This is a genomic window from Streptomyces sp. NPDC049887, from assembly GCF_040656535.1.
Lineage (GTDB): Bacteria > Actinomycetota > Actinomycetes > Streptomycetales > Streptomycetaceae > Streptomyces.
In genome coordinates this window covers 150452-166833 of sequence record NZ_JBFAMM010000017.1, presented here as the reverse complement: position 1 = coordinate 166833, position 16382 = coordinate 150452, and the positions used below count along the sequence as shown (strand labels likewise).

16 protein-coding genes and 1 rRNA gene are annotated in these 16382 nt (G+C 70.7%); 14 read left to right on the top strand and 3 right to left on the bottom strand.

Annotated features, from left to right (window positions below; translation table 11 throughout):
* The 9 genes from rrf to AB0J10_RS21595 all read left to right on the top strand — a co-directional run.
* Positions 1-105 (top strand): 5S ribosomal RNA (gene rrf / locus AB0J10_RS21635); the annotation flags it as partial.
* 95 nt (positions 106-200) lie between these two features.
* On the top strand, positions 201-845 hold the full coding sequence (locus tag AB0J10_RS21630; RefSeq protein WP_363063915.1) for an HAD family hydrolase: 645 nt from the start codon (positions 201-203) through the stop codon (positions 843-845).
* Between the two features lie 43 nt (positions 846-888).
* Entirely contained in the window at positions 889-2130 is a 1242-nt protein-coding gene (locus AB0J10_RS21625; protein WP_363063913.1) for an MFS transporter, read from the top strand.
* Positions 2081-3256 (top strand): acetoin utilization protein AcuC, encoded by a 1176-nt coding sequence (locus AB0J10_RS21620; RefSeq protein ID WP_363063911.1) that lies wholly within the window; start codon positions 2081-2083, stop codon positions 3254-3256. Before AB0J10_RS21625 ends, AB0J10_RS21620 begins: the two co-directional genes overlap by 50 nt.
* Positions 3257-3362: 106 nt before the next feature.
* A complete protein-coding gene (locus AB0J10_RS21615; protein ID WP_363063909.1) occupies positions 3363-4178 on the top strand; it encodes a phosphatase in 816 nt (271 codons plus the stop codon).
* A 127-nt stretch (positions 4179-4305) separates the two neighbouring features.
* Complete coding sequence (locus AB0J10_RS21610; protein WP_158687078.1) at positions 4306-4515, top strand: helix-turn-helix domain-containing protein; 210 nt, start codon at positions 4306-4308, stop codon at positions 4513-4515.
* A 110-nt stretch (positions 4516-4625) separates the two neighbouring features.
* Positions 4626-4724 (top strand): AURKAIP1/COX24 domain-containing protein, encoded by a 99-nt coding sequence (locus tag AB0J10_RS21605; protein WP_003948845.1) that lies wholly within the window; start codon positions 4626-4628, stop codon positions 4722-4724.
* A 185-nt stretch (positions 4725-4909) separates the two neighbouring features.
* A complete protein-coding gene (locus tag AB0J10_RS21600; RefSeq protein ID WP_363063907.1) occupies positions 4910-5965 on the top strand; it encodes an NAD-dependent epimerase/dehydratase family protein in 1056 nt (351 codons plus the stop codon).
* 15 nt (positions 5966-5980) lie between these two features.
* Positions 5981-7078: a lysophospholipid acyltransferase family protein gene (locus tag AB0J10_RS21595; RefSeq protein WP_363063905.1), complete on the top strand. Its 1098-nt coding sequence runs from the start codon at positions 5981-5983 to the stop codon at positions 7076-7078.
* Positions 7079-7201: 123 nt separating this feature from the next.
* Here the strand turns inward: AB0J10_RS21595 and AB0J10_RS21590 are convergent, their stop codons facing one another.
* From AB0J10_RS21590 to AB0J10_RS21580, 3 genes are all read right to left on the bottom strand, one after another.
* Positions 7202-8401: a DUF5667 domain-containing protein gene (locus AB0J10_RS21590; protein ID WP_363063903.1), complete on the bottom strand. Its 1200-nt coding sequence runs from the start codon at positions 8399-8401 to the stop codon at positions 7202-7204.
* A 309-nt stretch (positions 8402-8710) separates the two neighbouring features.
* Positions 8711-9547: an ECF subfamily RNA polymerase sigma factor, BldN family gene (locus AB0J10_RS21585; RefSeq protein ID WP_363063901.1), complete on the bottom strand. Its 837-nt coding sequence runs from the start codon at positions 9545-9547 to the stop codon at positions 8711-8713.
* Positions 9548-10000: 453 nt separating this feature from the next.
* Entirely contained in the window at positions 10001-10948 is a 948-nt protein-coding gene (locus AB0J10_RS21580) for an HAD-IB family hydrolase (protein ID WP_363063899.1), read from the bottom strand.
* 126 nt (positions 10949-11074) lie between these two features.
* On the opposite strand from AB0J10_RS21580, the gene AB0J10_RS21575 reads away from it, so the two are divergent.
* From AB0J10_RS21575 to AB0J10_RS21555, 5 genes are all read left to right on the top strand, one after another.
* Positions 11075-11350: a glutaredoxin family protein gene (locus tag AB0J10_RS21575; RefSeq protein WP_363063897.1), complete on the top strand. Its 276-nt coding sequence runs from the start codon at positions 11075-11077 to the stop codon at positions 11348-11350.
* A 271-nt stretch (positions 11351-11621) separates the two neighbouring features.
* Positions 11622-12395: a redox-sensing transcriptional repressor Rex gene (locus AB0J10_RS21570; protein WP_363063895.1), complete on the top strand. Its 774-nt coding sequence runs from the start codon at positions 11622-11624 to the stop codon at positions 12393-12395.
* Positions 12392-13747, top strand: coding sequence for a glutamyl-tRNA reductase (locus AB0J10_RS21565; RefSeq protein ID WP_363063893.1), 1356 nt, complete (start codon positions 12392-12394; stop codon positions 13745-13747). The genes AB0J10_RS21570 and AB0J10_RS21565 overlap by 4 nt, the downstream gene beginning before the upstream one ends.
* Positions 13744-14721 (top strand): hydroxymethylbilane synthase, encoded by a 978-nt coding sequence (gene hemC, locus AB0J10_RS21560; RefSeq protein ID WP_363063891.1) that lies wholly within the window; start codon positions 13744-13746, stop codon positions 14719-14721. The genes AB0J10_RS21565 and hemC overlap by 4 nt, the downstream gene beginning before the upstream one ends.
* The gene (locus AB0J10_RS21555) at positions 14718-16376 is read left to right on the top strand and encodes a bifunctional uroporphyrinogen-III C-methyltransferase/uroporphyrinogen-III synthase (protein ID WP_363063889.1); all 1659 of its coding nucleotides are present in this window, start codon (positions 14718-14720) and stop codon (positions 16374-16376) included. The genes hemC and AB0J10_RS21555 overlap by 4 nt, the downstream gene beginning before the upstream one ends.
* The last annotated feature ends 6 nt before the right edge of the window (positions 16377-16382 follow it).

Genomic DNA, 16382 nt, shown 5'->3' with positions numbered 1-16382 from the left:
AGCGTTAGGGAAACGCCCGGTTACATTCCGAACCCGGAAGCTAAGCCTTTCAGCGCCGATGGTACTGCAGGGGGGACCCTGTGGGAGAGTAGGACACCGCCGAACAATTCTTCTGGGAAAGCCCCGGACCGACACGGTCCGGGGCTTTTTCGCGTTCCCCCGTTCCATGCGCGTGGTCCCGGTTTCCTAGGCTGTCGGGCATGCGCTATGACCTCGTGATCTTCGACAACGACGGTGTTCTCGTGGACAGCGAACCCCTGTCGAACACGATCCTCGCCGCCTACCTCACGGAGTTGGGACACACCACCTCCTACGCGGAATCAGTTCGCGACTACATGGGTGCCGCGGTGCACCGGGTACATGACCTCGTCCTGCAGCGGACCGGGCAGCGGCTTCCCGAGGACTTCGACGAGACGCTGCACGCCCGCGTGTTCGCCGCTTTCGAGCGAGAGTTGACACCCGTCGCAGGGGCTGCCGACGTACTGGGCAAGCTCTCGGCCGACGGAGTGCCGTACTGCGTCGCGTCCTCCGGGAGCCATGAGCGCATCCGGGTCGGGCACCGCAGGACCGGCCTGGACAGCTGGTTCCGTGCGGGGAACGTCTTCAGTGCCGAGGACGTGGGCCGCGGAAAGCCGGCCCCGGATCTGTTCCTCCATGCCGCCGAGCGGATGGGCGTCGCGCCCGCACGCTGCGTCGTGGTCGAGGACAGCCCCCTCGGTGTCACCGCGGCCGTGACGGCGGGGATGGACGTGTACGGCTTCACCGCGATGACGCCGGCGGCGAAGCTCGCAGGGGCGAATGGATTCTTCGCCGACATGACGGAGCTCCACGCATTGCTCGCCTGATCCGTCTACCCATGGGTAGTTGAGCGCCCTACGCTGTGCGGCCATGACGGACGCGCGGTTGCGGCACGGTCGGGCCTCGTTGGCGCTGAGCTTCTTCGTCCAGGGCGTGGCCTTCGCCCTCCTGGTGACGCGGATTCCCGCCATCCAGGACCGCTACGGCATATCCGACGGACTGCTGCCGGCTTTCCTGGCAGCCGTGCCGATCCTCGCCGGGGTCGGCAGCGTGGCGACCGAGAAGATCGTCGCACGCCGTCCGCCGGGAGCGGTACTGCGGTGGTCGCAGCCGATCGTGCTGCTCTCCCTGCTGGCTGTGGGCGCCGGCAGCAGCGTGTGGCAGGTTGCCGTGGCGCTGGGGGTGTTCGGGCTCGCCGTCGGCGCACTGGACGCCTCGATGAACATGCTCGGCGTCAGCCTGCAGCATGCGTACGGCCGCAGCATCATGCTCGGCTTCCACGCCACATACAGCTTCGGGGGGATTCTCGGTGCCTCCCTCGCCTGGGCGGGTGCCCACTGGGACCTGCCGCTCGTGGTGTCGTACCTGCCGGTTGTCCTGGTGCTGCTGCCCGCGGCGCTGCTCGGGAGCCGGTGGTACGTGGACGCCGCCGGTCCGGCGTCCGGGAACGGCTCGGCGGACGTGGCGGGCGGTGGCGCCGCCTTGCCGTTCGGGCTGCTCCTGCCGCTGTGCATGGTGATGGCCTTCGCCTACATCGGGGACTCCACCGTGTCGAATTGGAGCGCGAAGTACCTCCAGGACGTGCTGGGGAGTTCGGAGGAGCTGGCTACGGTCCCGTACAACGCCTACATGGTGACCACGTTGCTCGGGCGGACCGTGGGAGATCACGGGGTCCGGCGGTTCGGGGCGGCGGCGGTCGTGCGGTGCGGGACGGTCCTGGCGGCGGGCGGTTTCGCCGTGGTGGCGATGGCTCCCGGACCATGGGTGGGTCTCGCCGGATTCACGCTGCTCGGTCTGGGCCTGTGCGTGATCGTGCCGCAGACGTTCGCCGCGGCGGGGCGGCGCGCTGTCGCCCGCGGCGGCCCCGGGGCGAGCAACGCGGCTGTCGCACGGCTCAACGTCTTCAACTACGTGGGGTTCCTGATCGGGGCGCCGTTGGTCGGAGGACTGGGGGACGCGTGGAGCTACCGGGGAGCGATGCTCGTCCCGATGGTGTTGGTGCTCGTGACGTTGCTGTACGCCAGGTCGTTCGGGCCGGAGCCCGACCGATACGGTGTCGACCATGAGCGGCCGCGCACTGTTGATGTGGGACGAGGCGGTAACGAAGTATGACTTCGGGGCCAGTCATCCGATGGATCCGGTACGGCTCACGCTGACCATGCAGTTGGTGCGGGCCTACGGGCTGGACCGCGAAGTGGACGTGGTGGCGGGCAAGCCCGCCGGCGACTCCACGCTTCGGCTCGTCCACCGCGAGGACTATGTCGCGGCCGTGCGGTCCGCGTCCGGCGATCCGCGTGCCGCCGACCGGTCGTACGGGCTCGGCACGGTGGACGACCCGGCCTTCGCGGGGATGCACGAGGTGTCCGCGACGATCGCGGGCCAGTCGGTGGGTGCGGCCGAGGCGGTGTGGCGCGGCGAGGCCCCGCACGCCGTGAACTTCGCCGGCGGGCTGCACCACGCCATGCCGGGGGCGGCCTCGGGCTTCTGCATCTACAACGACGCCTCGCTGGCTGTCGCGCGGCTGCTGGAACTGGGGGCCGAGCGGGTCGCCTACGTCGATGTCGACGTGCACCACGGCGACGGTGTGCAGGCGGCCTTCTGGGACGATCCGAGGGTGCTGACGATCTCCCTGCACGAGCATCCCGGGATGCTCTTCCCGGGCACGGGATGGCCGGAGGAGACGGGCGGGACGGGCGCGGCCGAGGGCTCCGCGGCGAACGTGGCGCTGCCCGCGGGGACCGGGGACGAGGGATGGCTGCGCGCGTTCCACGCCGTCGTACCCGAACTCCTGGCGGACTTCCGGCCGCAGGTCCTCGTGACGCAGCACGGGGCGGACACGCACTTCGAGGACCCGCTGGCGCATCTCGCGGTGTCACTGGACGCCCAGCGACTGGTCCAGGAGGCCTGTCATGCGCTCGCCCACGAGTACGTGGAGGACGGGCGCTGGGTGGCCCTCGGCGGAGGCGGCTACGCCGTCGTGGACGTCGTGCCGAGGTCCTGGACCCATCTCGTCGGGATCGCGGCCCATGCGCCCGTGGACCCGGAGTCGGTGATCCCGTCCTCGTGGCGTGACGAGGCGTACGCGCTGACACGGCAGTCGGGGCCCGGGCGGATGACGGACGGGCGCACTCCGACGTGGCGCTCCTGGGAGGACGGCTACGACCCGGCGGACCGGCTGGACCAGGCGGTGCTCGCGACCCGGAGGGCGGTCTTCCCGCTGCGGGGCCTGCTTGCTTGATGAAGGTTGCGCCGCCGCGGCGGGCGATCCGCGGCCGTTACCCCGACTGTGGGGATCTGACCGGTTTCCGGGGTGCGGTGCCGGGCGCTGAGGCACCATCGTCGCTGTGTTGAGCAGAGGGGCGCTGCGGGCGCATCTGTTGGCGGCGGGGCTCGCCGGCCCGGTGGCGACGTCCCGGGAGCGGAGCCTGCGGAGTTACCGGCTGTTCGCGGCGCGGGATCCGAGGGTCACCCTCGGGCTCGATCCCGAACGGGTCTGGAGCGAGCGGGATCTCATCATGTTGATGGCGGACAGGTGCGGGGTCTCCGGGGACCCGGCGCATGTTTCCGGTCAGGACGTCATCGACCCGGAGCGCACGTTGGCCGGGCTCGAAGCGTTCGCCGGGCGGTTGGCGGCGGTCGCGGAACGGCGCGGGAGCGTGCTGTTCGGGACCGGGCACCCGCACAGGCTGCTTGGGTTCTACGCCGCGCTGGCAGACGCCCTGTCGGCGGCGGGCTGTCTCGTTCTCACACCCGCGCAGGGGCGATGTGTCGACATAACGACCCGGTTCGGCGTACGCACGCACACCATCGACTACGTACGGGGAGTCGCGGTGGTGCGGGAACCCGGAGCGCGTGAGCCGGGGAGTGCGACCGGCGTGCACACCCACTCACCCCTGCCGGTACGGGCCGCGCTGGAGGGCGTCGCGGAGTCCGGGGACCCTCTGCCGGAGTTGGTCGTCGGCGACCACGGCTGGGTCTGCGGTGCAGGTCAGCTCGGTTTCGAGGCCATCGGCCTGGCGGACACGGACGACCCGGCGCTGTTCGTCGGCGAGGCCGAGGGGCGTGTCTCCGTCGCCGTGCCCCTCGATGACGCTGTGCGGTCCGATTACTACCAGCCGCTTACTCGCTATGTACTCAATCGAGCGTGTCTGTCACAGTAAACGGCCGATGGCTGCTCCTCTTCCCCACTCGCACCACCCGCCCCTACTCTGGGAGTGAGCGCACCGCGACGAAGAGTCACCGGAGGGGAAGCCGGTGGGCGTCGTGTGCGGAAGGTACAGGTGGGTCATGGCTGCTGGCGAAAGGCCTCTCAACGAGGTCAAGTTCCTGACCGTGGCGGAAGTCGCCTCGGTGATGCGAGTGTCGAAGATGACCGTGTACCGCTTGGTGCACAGCGGTCATCTGCCGGCGATCCGGGTGGGCAGGTCCTTCCGGGTCCCGGAGCAAGCGGTTCACGAGTACCTCCGGGAATCCTTTGTGGGGGTCGAATCGGCCTGAGGCACCCCTCGGATTACAGGCTCGGAGCTCGGGCCGGTAGGCTAGGCCGACGTAGGTCGTGTGGGCCCAGACGCCCCGCACCGAGTGAAGAGAAGTGAGCGAGGGTAGTCGTGGGCTCTGTTATCAAGAAGCGGCGCAAGCGGATGGCCAAGAAGAAGCACCGCAAGCTGCTCAAGCGCACGCGCGTTCAGCGTCGCAACAAGAAGTAAGCGGCAGCTGTCCGCATACGTCGTGGCCCCTTTCACCTGCGCGGTGGAGGGGCCACGGTGCTTTTCGGGCCGGTCGTGTCGTGCGTTGGGATCAAAGAGCCGGGAAGAAGGCCCTGCGGTCGTCACAGCGGAACGTCAACCCGCTACGGTGACGCATAGCCAGGACCGAACGGAAGGCGCTGATCTTGGGCAAGGTCGTGCTTGTCACCGGTGTGGCCCGGCAACTCGGGGGCCGCTTCGTACGCCGCATCCAGCGGGACCCCGAAGTGGCACGGGTGGTGGGCGTCGACGCGGTGACGCCCGAGCACCGGCTCGGCGGAGCCGATTTCGTACGGGCCGACATCCGGCAGCCCGCCATAGCGCGCGTCCTCGCCGAGCACGACGTGGACACCGTGGTCCATCTCGACGTCTCGGGCACACCGCTCGGGTCCGGAGGCCGCACGGCGGTCAAGGAGACCAACGTCATCGGCACCATGCAGCTGCTCGGTGCCTGCCAGAAGTCGCCGACCGTCCGGCGCCTGGTCGTCAAGTCCAGTACGAGCGTGTACGGCTCCGCCTCGCGCGACCCGGCCGTCTTCACCGAGACCACGCCCCCCAAGTCCCTGCCGAGCGGCGGCTTCGCCAAGGACGCGGTCGAGGTCGAGGGGTACGTACGCGGGTTCGCGCGCCGCAGGCCGGACGTGGCGGTGTGCGTGCTGCGCTTCGCCAACATCCTCGGACCGCGCGCCGACTCGCCGCTGGCGGACTACTTCTCGCTGCCCGTCATGCCGACCGTCCTGGGCTATGACCCCCGGCTGCAGTTCGTCCACGAGGACGACGTCGTCGATGTGCTGCGGATCGCCTCCCACGAGCCCCGCCGCGGCACGCTGAACAGCGGCACGTTCAATATCGCGGGCGACGGTGTGCTGCTGCTGTCGCAGTGCTCGCGGAGACTCGGCCGCCCCACGGTGCCGGTGCTGCTACCGGCCGTGACCTGGGTCGGTTCGGCGCTGCGGACGGTCGGTATCACCGACTTCTCGCCGGAACAGATCCGGCTCCTCACGCACGGCAGGGTGGTCAGCACCGTGCAGATGCGCGAGACACTGGGCTTCAACCCTGCCTACACGACCGCGGAGACGTTCGCGGACTTCGCGCGCAGCCATGGGCCGGGCCTGCTGCCGCCGGAGACCCTGGCAAGGGCGGTCGACAAGGTCGCCGCGCTCTCGCCGGCCGGTGGCGCCACCCCTCAGAGCGCCGGATAAGGAGCGCGAGCAACGATGGCGGACGCCAAGGTCATTCCGTTCGACGACGACCGGTCGCGCAACGGCTCACCGCAGCGGTCGGTGCGACGCCGCGCCGGATCGGGCCGACGGCAATCCGTGGCCGAGTCGGCGCGTGAGATCCCGGTCGGCTCCGTCCCCGGGCAACTGGGCGGGGAGCGGGCCGTGCCGAAGAACGCCTCGGCCGGAGGCGGCAAGGACGCCCACGGGTCGTCCGCGCGGGCGCCGCGCGGTTCCGGGGCTCCCGGTGCGGACACCGGCTGGGACCAGCGCATCGCGGGCGGACTGGCGTTTCTGCGCCGTCGGCTCACCGGTGACTACGAGGTCGACGAATTCGGCTACGACGAGGAACTCACCGACCAGGTGCTGATGTCGCTGCTGCGGCCGCTGTACGCGAAGTACTTCCGGGTCGAGGTCAAGGGCATCGAGAACATTCCGTCGGAGGGCGGCGCGCTGGTCGTGGCCAACCACTCGGGGACGCTGCCGCTGGACGGGCTGATGATGCAGGTCGCCGTCCACGACAACCACCCGGCCGGGCGGCACCTGCGGCTGCTCGCCGCGGACCTCGTCTTCGTGCTGCCGGTCATAAACGAACTGGCGCGCAAGGCCGGGCACACGCTGGCGTGCACGGAGGACGCGGAACGGCTGCTGCGGCGCGGCGAGGTCGTCGGGGTGATGCCGGAGGGCTTCAAGGGCATCGGCAAACCCTTCAGTGAGCGCTACAAGCTCCAGCGCTTCGGGCGGGGCGGTTTCGTCTCGACGGCGCTGAGGGCGGGTGTGCCGATCGTGCCCTGCTCGATCGTCGGGGCAGAGGAGATCTATCCGATGATCGGCAACGCGAAAACACTCGCGCGGCTGCTGGGGTTCCCCTACTTTCCGATCACTCCGACGTTCCCATGGCTCGGGCCGCTGGGTGCGATGCCGCTGCCGACGAAGTGGACGATTCAGTTCGGGGAACCGATTCCGACGGACGGCTATCCGCCGGAGGCGGCGGAGGACCCGATGCTGATGTTCAACCTCACCGACCAGGTGCGGGAGCAGATTCAGCACACGCTGTACAAACTGCTGGTTCAGCGGCGGTCCGTCTTCTTCTGATCGGGCTCCCACGCCCGGCCGCCGGTCGCCCCGCCGACCTCCGATGGAAGGGCGGGGGCGGGATACGCATGGAGCGTATCCCGCCCCCGCCCTTCGCCGTTCACCGGCCTCCGGGCCGACGGGCTACGGACTGTCCTCGCTGTCGAGGCCCAGGCCGGGCAGCAGCCCCGGCAGCAACGGCGGGATCGTCACGTCCGGCACGGGCGCAGCCGGGTCCGGGAGCCCACCGGACGGTGACGGGGAAGCGCTGTTCTGCGGGGGGTTGAGCAGCCCGCCCGTATTGCCCCCGATCAGCTGGTCGTCCTCCACGGCGCCCGTGCCGGACGGCTGGGGCAGGTGGTCCGCGGCCGAGCTGCCGACGGACGGCAAGGAGGGCGCCGACGGGTACGTCTCCGAGGAGTTCGAGGAGTCCTGCGGGGACGATCCGGGCCGGCTGGACCCTTGCCGCTCGCCCTCGGGAGCACGGGGCAGAAGCGACCGGAGCGGGCCGACCTCCTGGTCTATGGCGTCGAAGACCGAACTCACCTCGTCCCCGACGTCCGTGAGCTGGGCGGGCAGCCTGTCCCGCAGCCCGTTCCACACGTCGCGGTGGCTGGTCGCGAAGGAGGACAGGGTGGCGATGGGGCCCAGCGAGCCGTCCCGCTCGTACGCCTGGTGCAGCAGCCGGTGACCTTCGGAGACGTCGTGACGCATGCCGTTGAGGGTGCGCCTGACCTCGCTCATCGATTCCGTGTCCAGCTCGCCCGCCCGCCCGCGCTCCATGAGGCGGCGGGCCTCGTTCAGCCGGGTGGAGGCCTGGTCGAGGTAGAGCCCGCCGCGATCCGTGTCGTCGTCGGCCATACCGAGTTTCAGATCCTCCATGCCGCGCTTCAGCCCGTAGAGGGAGTCACCGGGGAGGGCGTCCGAGCTGGCGGCCGCCACACCTCCGAAGGCGCCGGCGGCCACCCCCACGGTCAGCCCGCCGGCCGCGAGGCCCTTGGACCACCGGGAGCGCGGACGGAGTTTCCGGAGCGGGGAGGCCCGATGGGCACCGCGGCGGGAGCTCCGCTGGTCCGGAACGGTAGGGCTCCTGGACGCGGAGCCCTCCGCGAACATGGCTTCCATGGCGGCCACGAGCTGGGCTCGCTGCACCACCTTGACTTCGGGATCCAACTCCGGCCTCGGCAGCTCGCCGAGGCCGTTCGCCAAGGCCAACAGCCGCCCCTGCTCGGCCCGATCGGCCGAACTCTCGGGCTGCTCGGCCGCCGTGCCCCGGAGCGTCTGGTTCTCCAGGTCCTGGGCGAAGGCGTTCGCCCGCCGGTGCGCCGAAACGTTAGCGATCACTGGCGGCACCTCCTCTCGTCATGACGGTCGACTCCCCGGGGGGTCCGGAAGGTTGCACGACTTGAGCACATCCACACGAAAGAGTGAGTGGTTGCACGCACGACGTGACCGCAGGGAGCCTGCATTGCGCACAACGAGCGGCTCGGCAGTTGGGTTACGCGCGGAGGATGATCGGACCAGTGCGTCATCGAGTGCTCACGGATGGTGAGTTGAGGGTGGACGGGCCGGGGACGGGCGCGTGGGGGAGAGGTGGTGCCGGTGGGGTGTGGGGGTGTGTGCGGACGGGCTCACCGCGCTTCGGGCGCGGCGTCAGCGGGCGTCGTCGGGCAGGAGCCGTGCCAGGGTGCGCACGGCCCGGTACTGAAGGGTCTTGATCGCGCCCTCGTTCTTGCCCATCACGCGGGCGGTCTCGGCGACGGAGAGGCCCTGGAGGAAGCGGAGGGTGACGCACTCCTGCTGCTGCGGATTGAGCTTGCGGACGGCTTCGAGCAGCGCGGCGTTGGACAGCGACTCCAGTACCGACTCCTCGGGGCTGCGCTCCACCTCGTTGGCGTCGAGCATCTCGCCGGTGGTCACTTCCAGTCGGAACCGGCTCGACTTGAAGTGGTCGGCGACCAGGTTGCGGGCGATCGTGACCAGCCAGGCGCCGAAGTCGCGACCCTGCCAGGTGAACGTGGAGATGCGGCGGAGGGCCCGAAGGAAGGTCTCACTGGTGAGGTCCTCGGCCGTCGCCTTGCCGCCCACCCGGTAGTAGATGTAGCGGTAGACGGTGTCGCTGTACTGGTCGTAGAGCCGGCCGAAGGCCTCGGCCTCGCCCGCCTGGGCGCGTTCGACCAGTTCCATCATCCGCGCGCTGTCGCTGTCGGCACTCGGCCGGCGGGCGGTGGTCGAGGTGGCGGCGTGCCGGCCGCCTCGTCTGCCGGCCTCGCGCTCGCCGGATCGCGCGTCGACCGCGCCGCTGCGGGCCGGCACCTTCTCGATGCGGTCGGCCAGGGCGTAGCAGGGACCGGCAGGGCCGAGGGCGGCAGCGCTCGCGGCGAAGGCGGGGACGGCGTACGCGGTGGGGACGAAGCCGCGCAGGTGGTCGAGGACCACCGCGCGGAGCGTAGCCAGGCCCGAGGCGTCAACCCCGACGTGTGGGTACACGGGACTCCCAGAGGCAGAGCTTCCATCACGTGCTGTGCGGGACCGTTCACCCGTCGTGGCGACGCGTGGGGGTCCATGTGCGTCTGAGGAGAATAACGCTTCGTACAGGCAGTGCTACACCCAGTTGCTCAAATCATCGAATCCGTCGCTTCTGTTACGGCAAAGCGGCATAACTGCTCGCAGATTGTGATCGCTTGCTGATCGGATTACTTCGCCTTCTGCAGTGAGGCGTGATGGGTTGTGTTCGTCCGGAGACATCGCGACTGGCGGGCGGCGTGGAGGGGTACGGCTCTCGGAATGCCGGGTACCGCCTGCTGCGCGTCCTCGCAGGACATACGGGTGCCGAGTGTTCCGGGGCGCCGCGGAGGGTCTGGACACGGGCGGTCGGATCCGTAACGCGGGCACTGATACGCAGAGTGGCGATGGGGGAGCCCGGACCTCCGCGCGCCCGGGTCAGCGCCGGCGGCGGTGCAGGGCCACGGCCGCGGCCGTACCGCCCGCGAGGGCACCGACGCCCGCGGCGGCCGGGATGCCGACCTTCGCCGCCTTGCGGCCCGTGCGGTAGTCGCGCAGCCGCCAGTCGCGCTCACGAGCGTACTTGCGCAGTTTGGTGTCCGGGTTGATGGCGTACGGGTGTCCCACGAGGGAGAGCATGGGGATGTCGTTGTGCGAGTCGCTGTAGGCCGCACAGCGGGCGAGGTCGAGGTTCTCGGCGCTCGCCAGGGCCCGAACCGCCTCGGCCTTGGCCGGGCCGTGCAGCGGCTCGCCGACGAGCTTGCCCGTGTAGACCCCGTCGACGGACTCGGCTACCGTGCCGAGCGCACCGGTCAGTCCCAGCCGGCGGGCGATGATCGTCGCGGTCTCCACCGGCGCGGCGGTGACCAGCCACACCTTCTGACCCGCGTCGAGGTGGGCCTGGGCGAGCGCGCGGGTGCCCGGCCAGATGCGGTCGGCCATGTACTCGTCGTAGATCTCCTCGCCGATCGACATCAGTTCGGAGACCCGGTGGCCCTTGACGATGGACAGCGCGGACTCACGCACGTCCTGCATGTGCTCGGGGTCCTCGACACCCGCGATCCGGAACCACGTCTGCTGCCAGGCGAACCTCGCCAGCTCCCGGCGCTGGAAGAACTTCCGCTTGTACAGCCCGCGGCCGAAGTGGAAGATCGCGGCGCCCTGCATGACGGTGTTGTCCAGGTCGAAGAACGCGGCGGCGCCGACGTCCCCGGCCACGGGGAAGTCGGGCTCGGACGGTGCGGTGTCCGCGTCGGTCCGGGCCCGGGCGTCCGCCTCGAACTGCTGTGAGGTCTTGCGTGCTGCCTCGGCAGCGGCCTCGCCGGCGAGAACGCTCCGGGCGGTCGAGGAGCGCCTGCGGGGGGTGAGCCATCCCAGTGCGGCCATGTCGTGAGCATAGCCAGTCCGTTCGGCAGTTCCCGACTCGCCGGGATGCCGCGGCGTGAACTCTCCGCGGCCGGATTGTTAAAGGGGCCGTCCGGGCGTGTCGCGCACGGGCGGAGAATGGGGGGCATGAGTCCTCTGGTGCGGCGCAGCAAGAAGAAGGCCGGTGACCGTGTGGTGACCCTGATCGGGAAGCCCGGGTGTCATCTCTGTGACGACGCGCGGTCGGTGATCCAGCAGGTGTGCGCCGAGACGGGTGCGTCCTGGGAGGAGAAGGACATCAGTCAGGACGAGGAGCTGCACCGTGCCTACTGGGAGCAGATCCCCGTGGTGCTCGTGGACGGTGAGCAGCACACGTTCTGGCGCGTGGACGCCGGCCGGCTCCGCCGCGAACTGGGGGCGTGACCGGAAAGGCGGCTACCATCGTGGGCGATTTGTTGTGGTCTCGGGGGCGTGGCCGTAAGGAGAGTGTGCCGCTTTGCCCCCTTCGGATTCCCAACGGGTGCCGGTCGTTCCCGGTTCCGGAATGGCGCGATCGGCTCGCGTGACCCCGGTCACTTTGCACGGACAAAGCGGACACCATCTTTGTGCACGCGTTCACAAAGACATAGCCTGCTCTCGACGGGGCGGTCCTGGGACGCATGGCCGCCAGCCTCGCTCATCCCGCAGGAGCACCGTGGCAACTGGCCGAACCCACCGACCGGCGACTCGCAGCCGAGGAATCCCCGAGGCCACCGTCGCCCGGCTTCCGCTCTATCTGCGCGCACTGACCGCGCTGTCGGAGCGCTCCGTGCCGACCGTCTCCTCGGAGGAGCTCGCGGCCGCCGCGGGAGTCAATTCCGCGAAGCTGCGCAAGGACTTCTCGTACCTCGGCTCCTACGGGACCCGCGGAGTCGGGTACGACGTCGAGTACCTCGTCTACCAGATCTCCCGCGAGCTCGGTCTGACCCAGGACTGGCCGGTTGTGATCGTCGGTATCGGCAACCTCGGCGCCGCGCTCGCCAACTACGGCGGCTTCGCCTCCCGCGGTTTCCGCGTGGCCGCGCTGATCGACGCCGACCCGGCGATGGCCGGCAAGCCGGTCGCCGGCATCCCCGTCCAGCACACGGACGAGCTGGAGAAGATCATCTCGGACAACGGGGTGTCCATCGGTGTCATCGCGACCCCCGCGGGCGCCGCCCAGCAGGTGTGCGAGCGGCTCGTCGCCGCCGGTGTGACGTCCATTCTCAACTTCGCCCCCACCGTGCTCTCGGTGCCGGACGGCGTGGACGTGCGCAAGGTCGACCTCTCGATCGAGCTGCAGATCCTCGCCTTCCACGAGCAGCGCAAGGCCGGCGAGGAGACCGAGGGCGAGGCCGCCGTGCCGCCCGTCTCCCCGGCCGGCACCTCCGCCACGGCCGACGGCCGGAAGGGACCCGACGGGGACGTGCCCGCCGTGATGCCGGCATGAGTCTCCTGGTCGTCGGCCTCAGCCACCGCAGCGCCCCCGTCAGCGTCCTGGAGCGGGCCTCCCTCTCCGCGGACACCCAGGGCAAGCTGCTGCAGGACGCCCTGGCCGCGGAACCGGCGGCGGAGGCGGCCGTCCTCGCCACCTGCAACCGCATCGAGCTCTACGCCGACGTGGACAAGTTCCACGCCGGGGTCGCAGAGCTGTCGACCCTGCTCTCCCAGCACAGCGGCGTCGGCCTGGAGGAGCTCACCCCCTATCTGTACGTGCACTACGAGGACCGGGCCGTCCACCACCTTTTCTCGGTGGCCTGCGGGCTGGACTCCATGGTCGTCGGCGAGGGCCAGATCCTCGGCCAGATCAAGGACTCCCTGGCGCTCGGCCAGGAACTGCACAGTGCCGGCCGGCTGCTGAACGACCTGTTCCAGCAGTCCCTGCGGGTCGGCAAGCGCGCCCACAGCGAGACCGGGATCGACCGGGCCGGGCAGTCGCTCGTGACCTTCGGCCTGGAACAGCTGGCCGACGGCACTCCCACCGAGGAGTGGGCCGCGGGCAGGACCGCGCTCGTCATCGGTGCGGGCTCGATGTCCTCCCTCGCGGCGGCCACGCTGGCGCGCGCCGGGGTCGCCGAGATCGTCGTCGCGAACCGCACCCGTGAACGTGCCGAACGGCTGGTCCAGATCCTGACCGAACCCGGTGGGACGGGCGTCCGCGCCCGGGCCGCCGACATGGTCTCGGTCGGCGACGAACTGGCACGTGCCGACGTCGTCGTCTCCTGCACCGGCGCCACCGGGCTGGTGCTGAGGACCGAGGACGTCGAGGCCGCGCTCGAGGGCCGTAAGGGACGGCTGGCGCTGCTCGACCTCGCCATGCCCCGGGACATCGACGCCGCGGTCCACCGGCTCGACGGAGTCCGCCTCGTCGACATCGAATCGCTCGCCGAGGCCTCCGCGGACGCCCCCATGGCCGCCGACGTCGACCGGGTGCGGACCATCGTGGCCGCCGAGGTCGCCGCGTTCGGCGCCGCCCAGCGCGCCGCGCACATCACGCCGACCGTGGTCGCCCTGCGCGCCATGGCCGCCGATGTCGTGGCGAGTGAGATCGCCCGGCTGGAGGGCCGACTGCCCGACCTCGACGAGCGCCAGCGCGCCGAGGTCTCCCAGACGGTCCGCAGGGTCGTCGACAAGCTCCTGCACGCGCCCACCGTGCGGATCAAGCAGCTCGCGGCCGAACCCGGCGGCGCCGGGTACGCGGACGCGCTGCGCACACTCTTCGACCTCGACCCGGAGACGGTCGCCTCCGTCAGCCGGGCCGACGTCACCGACGCCGACATCAAGAACCGAGGGCGAGTATGACCGAGAGGGCATCGGGGACCGAGCGGCCCCTGCGGCTCGGAACCAGGCGCAGCAAGCTCGCCATGGCCCAGTCCGGGCATGTGGCGGAGGCGGTGCGGCGGCTGACCGGCCGCCCCGTCGAGCTGGTGGAGATCACCACGTACGGCGACACCTCGCGCGAGCAGCTGGCGCAGATCGGCGGCACCGGTGTGTTCGTCACCGCGCTGCGCGACGCGCTGCTCGCGGGAGAGGTCGACTTCGCGGTGCACTCCCTGAAGGACCTGCCGACCACGCAGCCGGACGACCTCGCGCTGGCCGCGATCCCGCGGCGGGAGGACCCGCGTGACGTCCTGGTCGCCCGGGACGGGCTGACACTGGACCGGTTGCCGCAGGGCGCCCGGATCGGCACCGGCTCGCCGCGCCGGATGGCGCAGCTCAACGCGTACGCCCGCTCGCACGGGCTGCAGATCGAGACCGTGCCGATCCGCGGGAACGTCGACACCCGCATCGGTTTCGTGCGGAACGGGGAACTGGACGCGGTGGTTCTCGCCGCGGCCGGCCTGAACCGTATCGGCCGGATCGAGGAGGCGACCGACTTCCTGCCGGTCGACGCGATCCTGCCCGCCCCCGGTCAGGGGGCCCTGGCGGTGGAGTGCCCGGCGGCCGACACCGCCCTCGCCGCCACGCTCGCCGAGCTCGACGACCCGTACACCCGGGCCGCCGTGACCGCCGAGCGATCCCTGCTCGCGGCCCTGGAGGCCGGCTGCAGCGCGCCCGTGGGGGCGCTGGCCGACCTGCCTGCCGACGAACAGGCTGTTCATGAAATGCGCCTGCGGGGTGTCGTCGGTACCACCGACGGTTCCACGCTGGTGCAGCTGTCCATCACCGGTCCCGTGCCCACGTCGCACGACGAAGCCGTGGCACTCGGGCGCGAACTCGCCTCCGAGATGCTCGCCAAGGGCGCGGCCGGTCTTATGGGGGAGCGAGCACTTTGAGCCCCACCACCTCGAACGTCCCGGCTGGTCCCGTACACGGGCAGGTCACCTTCCTCGGCGCCGGTCCCGGCGATCCGGGCCTGCTGACGCTGCGCGCCGTCGAGGCGCTGGCGGGCGCGGACGTATTGATCGCCGAGCCGGAAGTCCTCGACGTCGTTCGCGGCCACGCGCGCGCCGGAGTGAGCACGCCTGAGCTGACGGTTGTTGACGATGCCTCAACAACCGCCGGTGTCCCGGTGTTGAGGGACGCGGCCAATCTTGTCATGGAGGCCGTGCGGGGCGGCAAGCGGGTGGTCCGTGCCGTGAGCGGGGACCCCGGGCTCGACGGCGACGCCGGCGCCGAGATGCTCGCCTGCGCCGCCGAGGGCATCCCCTTCGAGGTCGTGCCGGGAGTGGCGACCGCCGTGGGCGTGCCCGCCTACGCCGGTGTGCCGCTGCGTGACGCCCAGGGCACGGACGTGCGGTTCATCGACGCCCGGACGGCGGACGCCCGCTGCTGGACCGAGGTCGGCGCCTCCGACGGCACCGTCGTCGTGTCCACGACGCTGGACGCCGTGGCGTCGGCGTCCGGAGAGCTGGTGACGGCCGGGCGCAAGCCCGACACGCCGCTGACGGTGACGGTGGCCGGTACGACGACGCGGCAGCGGACGTGGACCGCGACGCTCGGCACGATCGCCCAGGTCTTCAAGCAGGGCAAGGTGCTGCCGTCGCCCGAGGGCCACCGGCCGGTGATAGCCGTGGTCGGTGAGCGCAGCGCCGCGGCGCAGCGCGACCAGCTCGCCTGGTTCGAGTCCAAGCCGCTGTTCGGCTGGAAGGTGCTCGTGCCGCGCACGAAGGAGCAGGCCGCGTCGCTCTCCGACCAGCTCAGGTCCTACGGGGCCGTGCCGCACGAAGTCCCGACGATCGCCGTCGAGCCGCCGCGCACGCCGCAGCAGATGGAGCGCGCGGTCAAGGGACTGGTGACCGGCCGCTACGAGTGGATCGCCTTCACCTCGGTCAACGCCGTGAAGGCGGTGCGGGAGAAGTTCGAGGAGTACGGGCTGGACGCCCGTGCCTTCGCCGGGATCAAGGTCGCGGCGGTGGGCGAGCAGACGGCACGGGCGCTGATCGAGTTCGGCGTCAAGCCGGATCTGGTGCCGAGCGGTGAGCAGTCGGCGGCGGGGCTGCTGGAGGACTGGCCGCCGTACGACCCGGTGTTCGACCCGATCGACCGGGTGTTCCTGCCGCGGGCCGACATCGCCACCGAGACCCTGGTGGCAGGGTTGATCGAACTTGGCTGGGAGGTCGACGACGTCACGGCCTACCGGACCGTGCGGGCCTCCCCGCCGCCGGCGGAGACCCGGGAGGCGATCAAGGGCGGCGGTTTCGACGCCGTGCTCTTCACCTCGTCGTCCACCGTGCGGAACCTGGTCGGTATCGCCGGCAAGCCGCACAACGTGACGGTGATCGCCTGCATCGGACCCGCGACGGCCAAGACGGCGGAGGAGCACGGACTGCGGGTCGACGTGCTGTCGCCCGAGCCGTCGGTGCACAAGCTGGCCGAGGCGCTCGCCGAATTCGGTGCGAGGCGCCGGGAGGCGGCACGGGAGGCCGGCGACCCGGTGACGCGGCCGAGCGAGCGCCGTCCGGGCGCACGCAGGCGCCGTACGACGTGACGTCGT

Bases quoted from the DNA above. Each gene is read 5' to 3' on its own strand.
- AB0J10_RS21630 (WP_363063915.1), top strand. From the start codon at position 201: ATGCGCTATGACCTCGTGATCTTCGACAACGACGGTGTTCTCGTGGAC.
- AB0J10_RS21625 (WP_363063913.1), top strand. From the start codon at position 889: ATGACGGACGCGCGGTTGCGGCACGGTCGGGCCTCGTTGGCGCTGAGC.
- AB0J10_RS21620 (WP_363063911.1), top strand. From the start codon at position 2,081: ATGAGCGGCCGCGCACTGTTGATGTGGGACGAGGCGGTAACGAAGTAT.
- AB0J10_RS21610 (WP_158687078.1), top strand. From the start codon at position 4,306: ATGGCTGCTGGCGAAAGGCCTCTCAACGAGGTCAAGTTCCTGACCGTG.
- AB0J10_RS21595 (WP_363063905.1), top strand. From the start codon at position 5,981: ATGGCGGACGCCAAGGTCATTCCGTTCGACGACGACCGGTCGCGCAAC.
- AB0J10_RS21580 (WP_363063899.1), bottom strand. From the start codon at position 10,948: ATGGCCGCACTGGGATGGCTCACCCCCCGCAGGCGCTCCTCGACCGCC.
- AB0J10_RS21575 (WP_363063897.1), top strand. From the start codon at position 11,075: ATGAGTCCTCTGGTGCGGCGCAGCAAGAAGAAGGCCGGTGACCGTGTG.
- AB0J10_RS21565 (WP_363063893.1), top strand. From the start codon at position 12,392: ATGAGTCTCCTGGTCGTCGGCCTCAGCCACCGCAGCGCCCCCGTCAGC.
- hemC (WP_363063891.1), top strand. From the start codon at position 13,744: ATGACCGAGAGGGCATCGGGGACCGAGCGGCCCCTGCGGCTCGGAACC.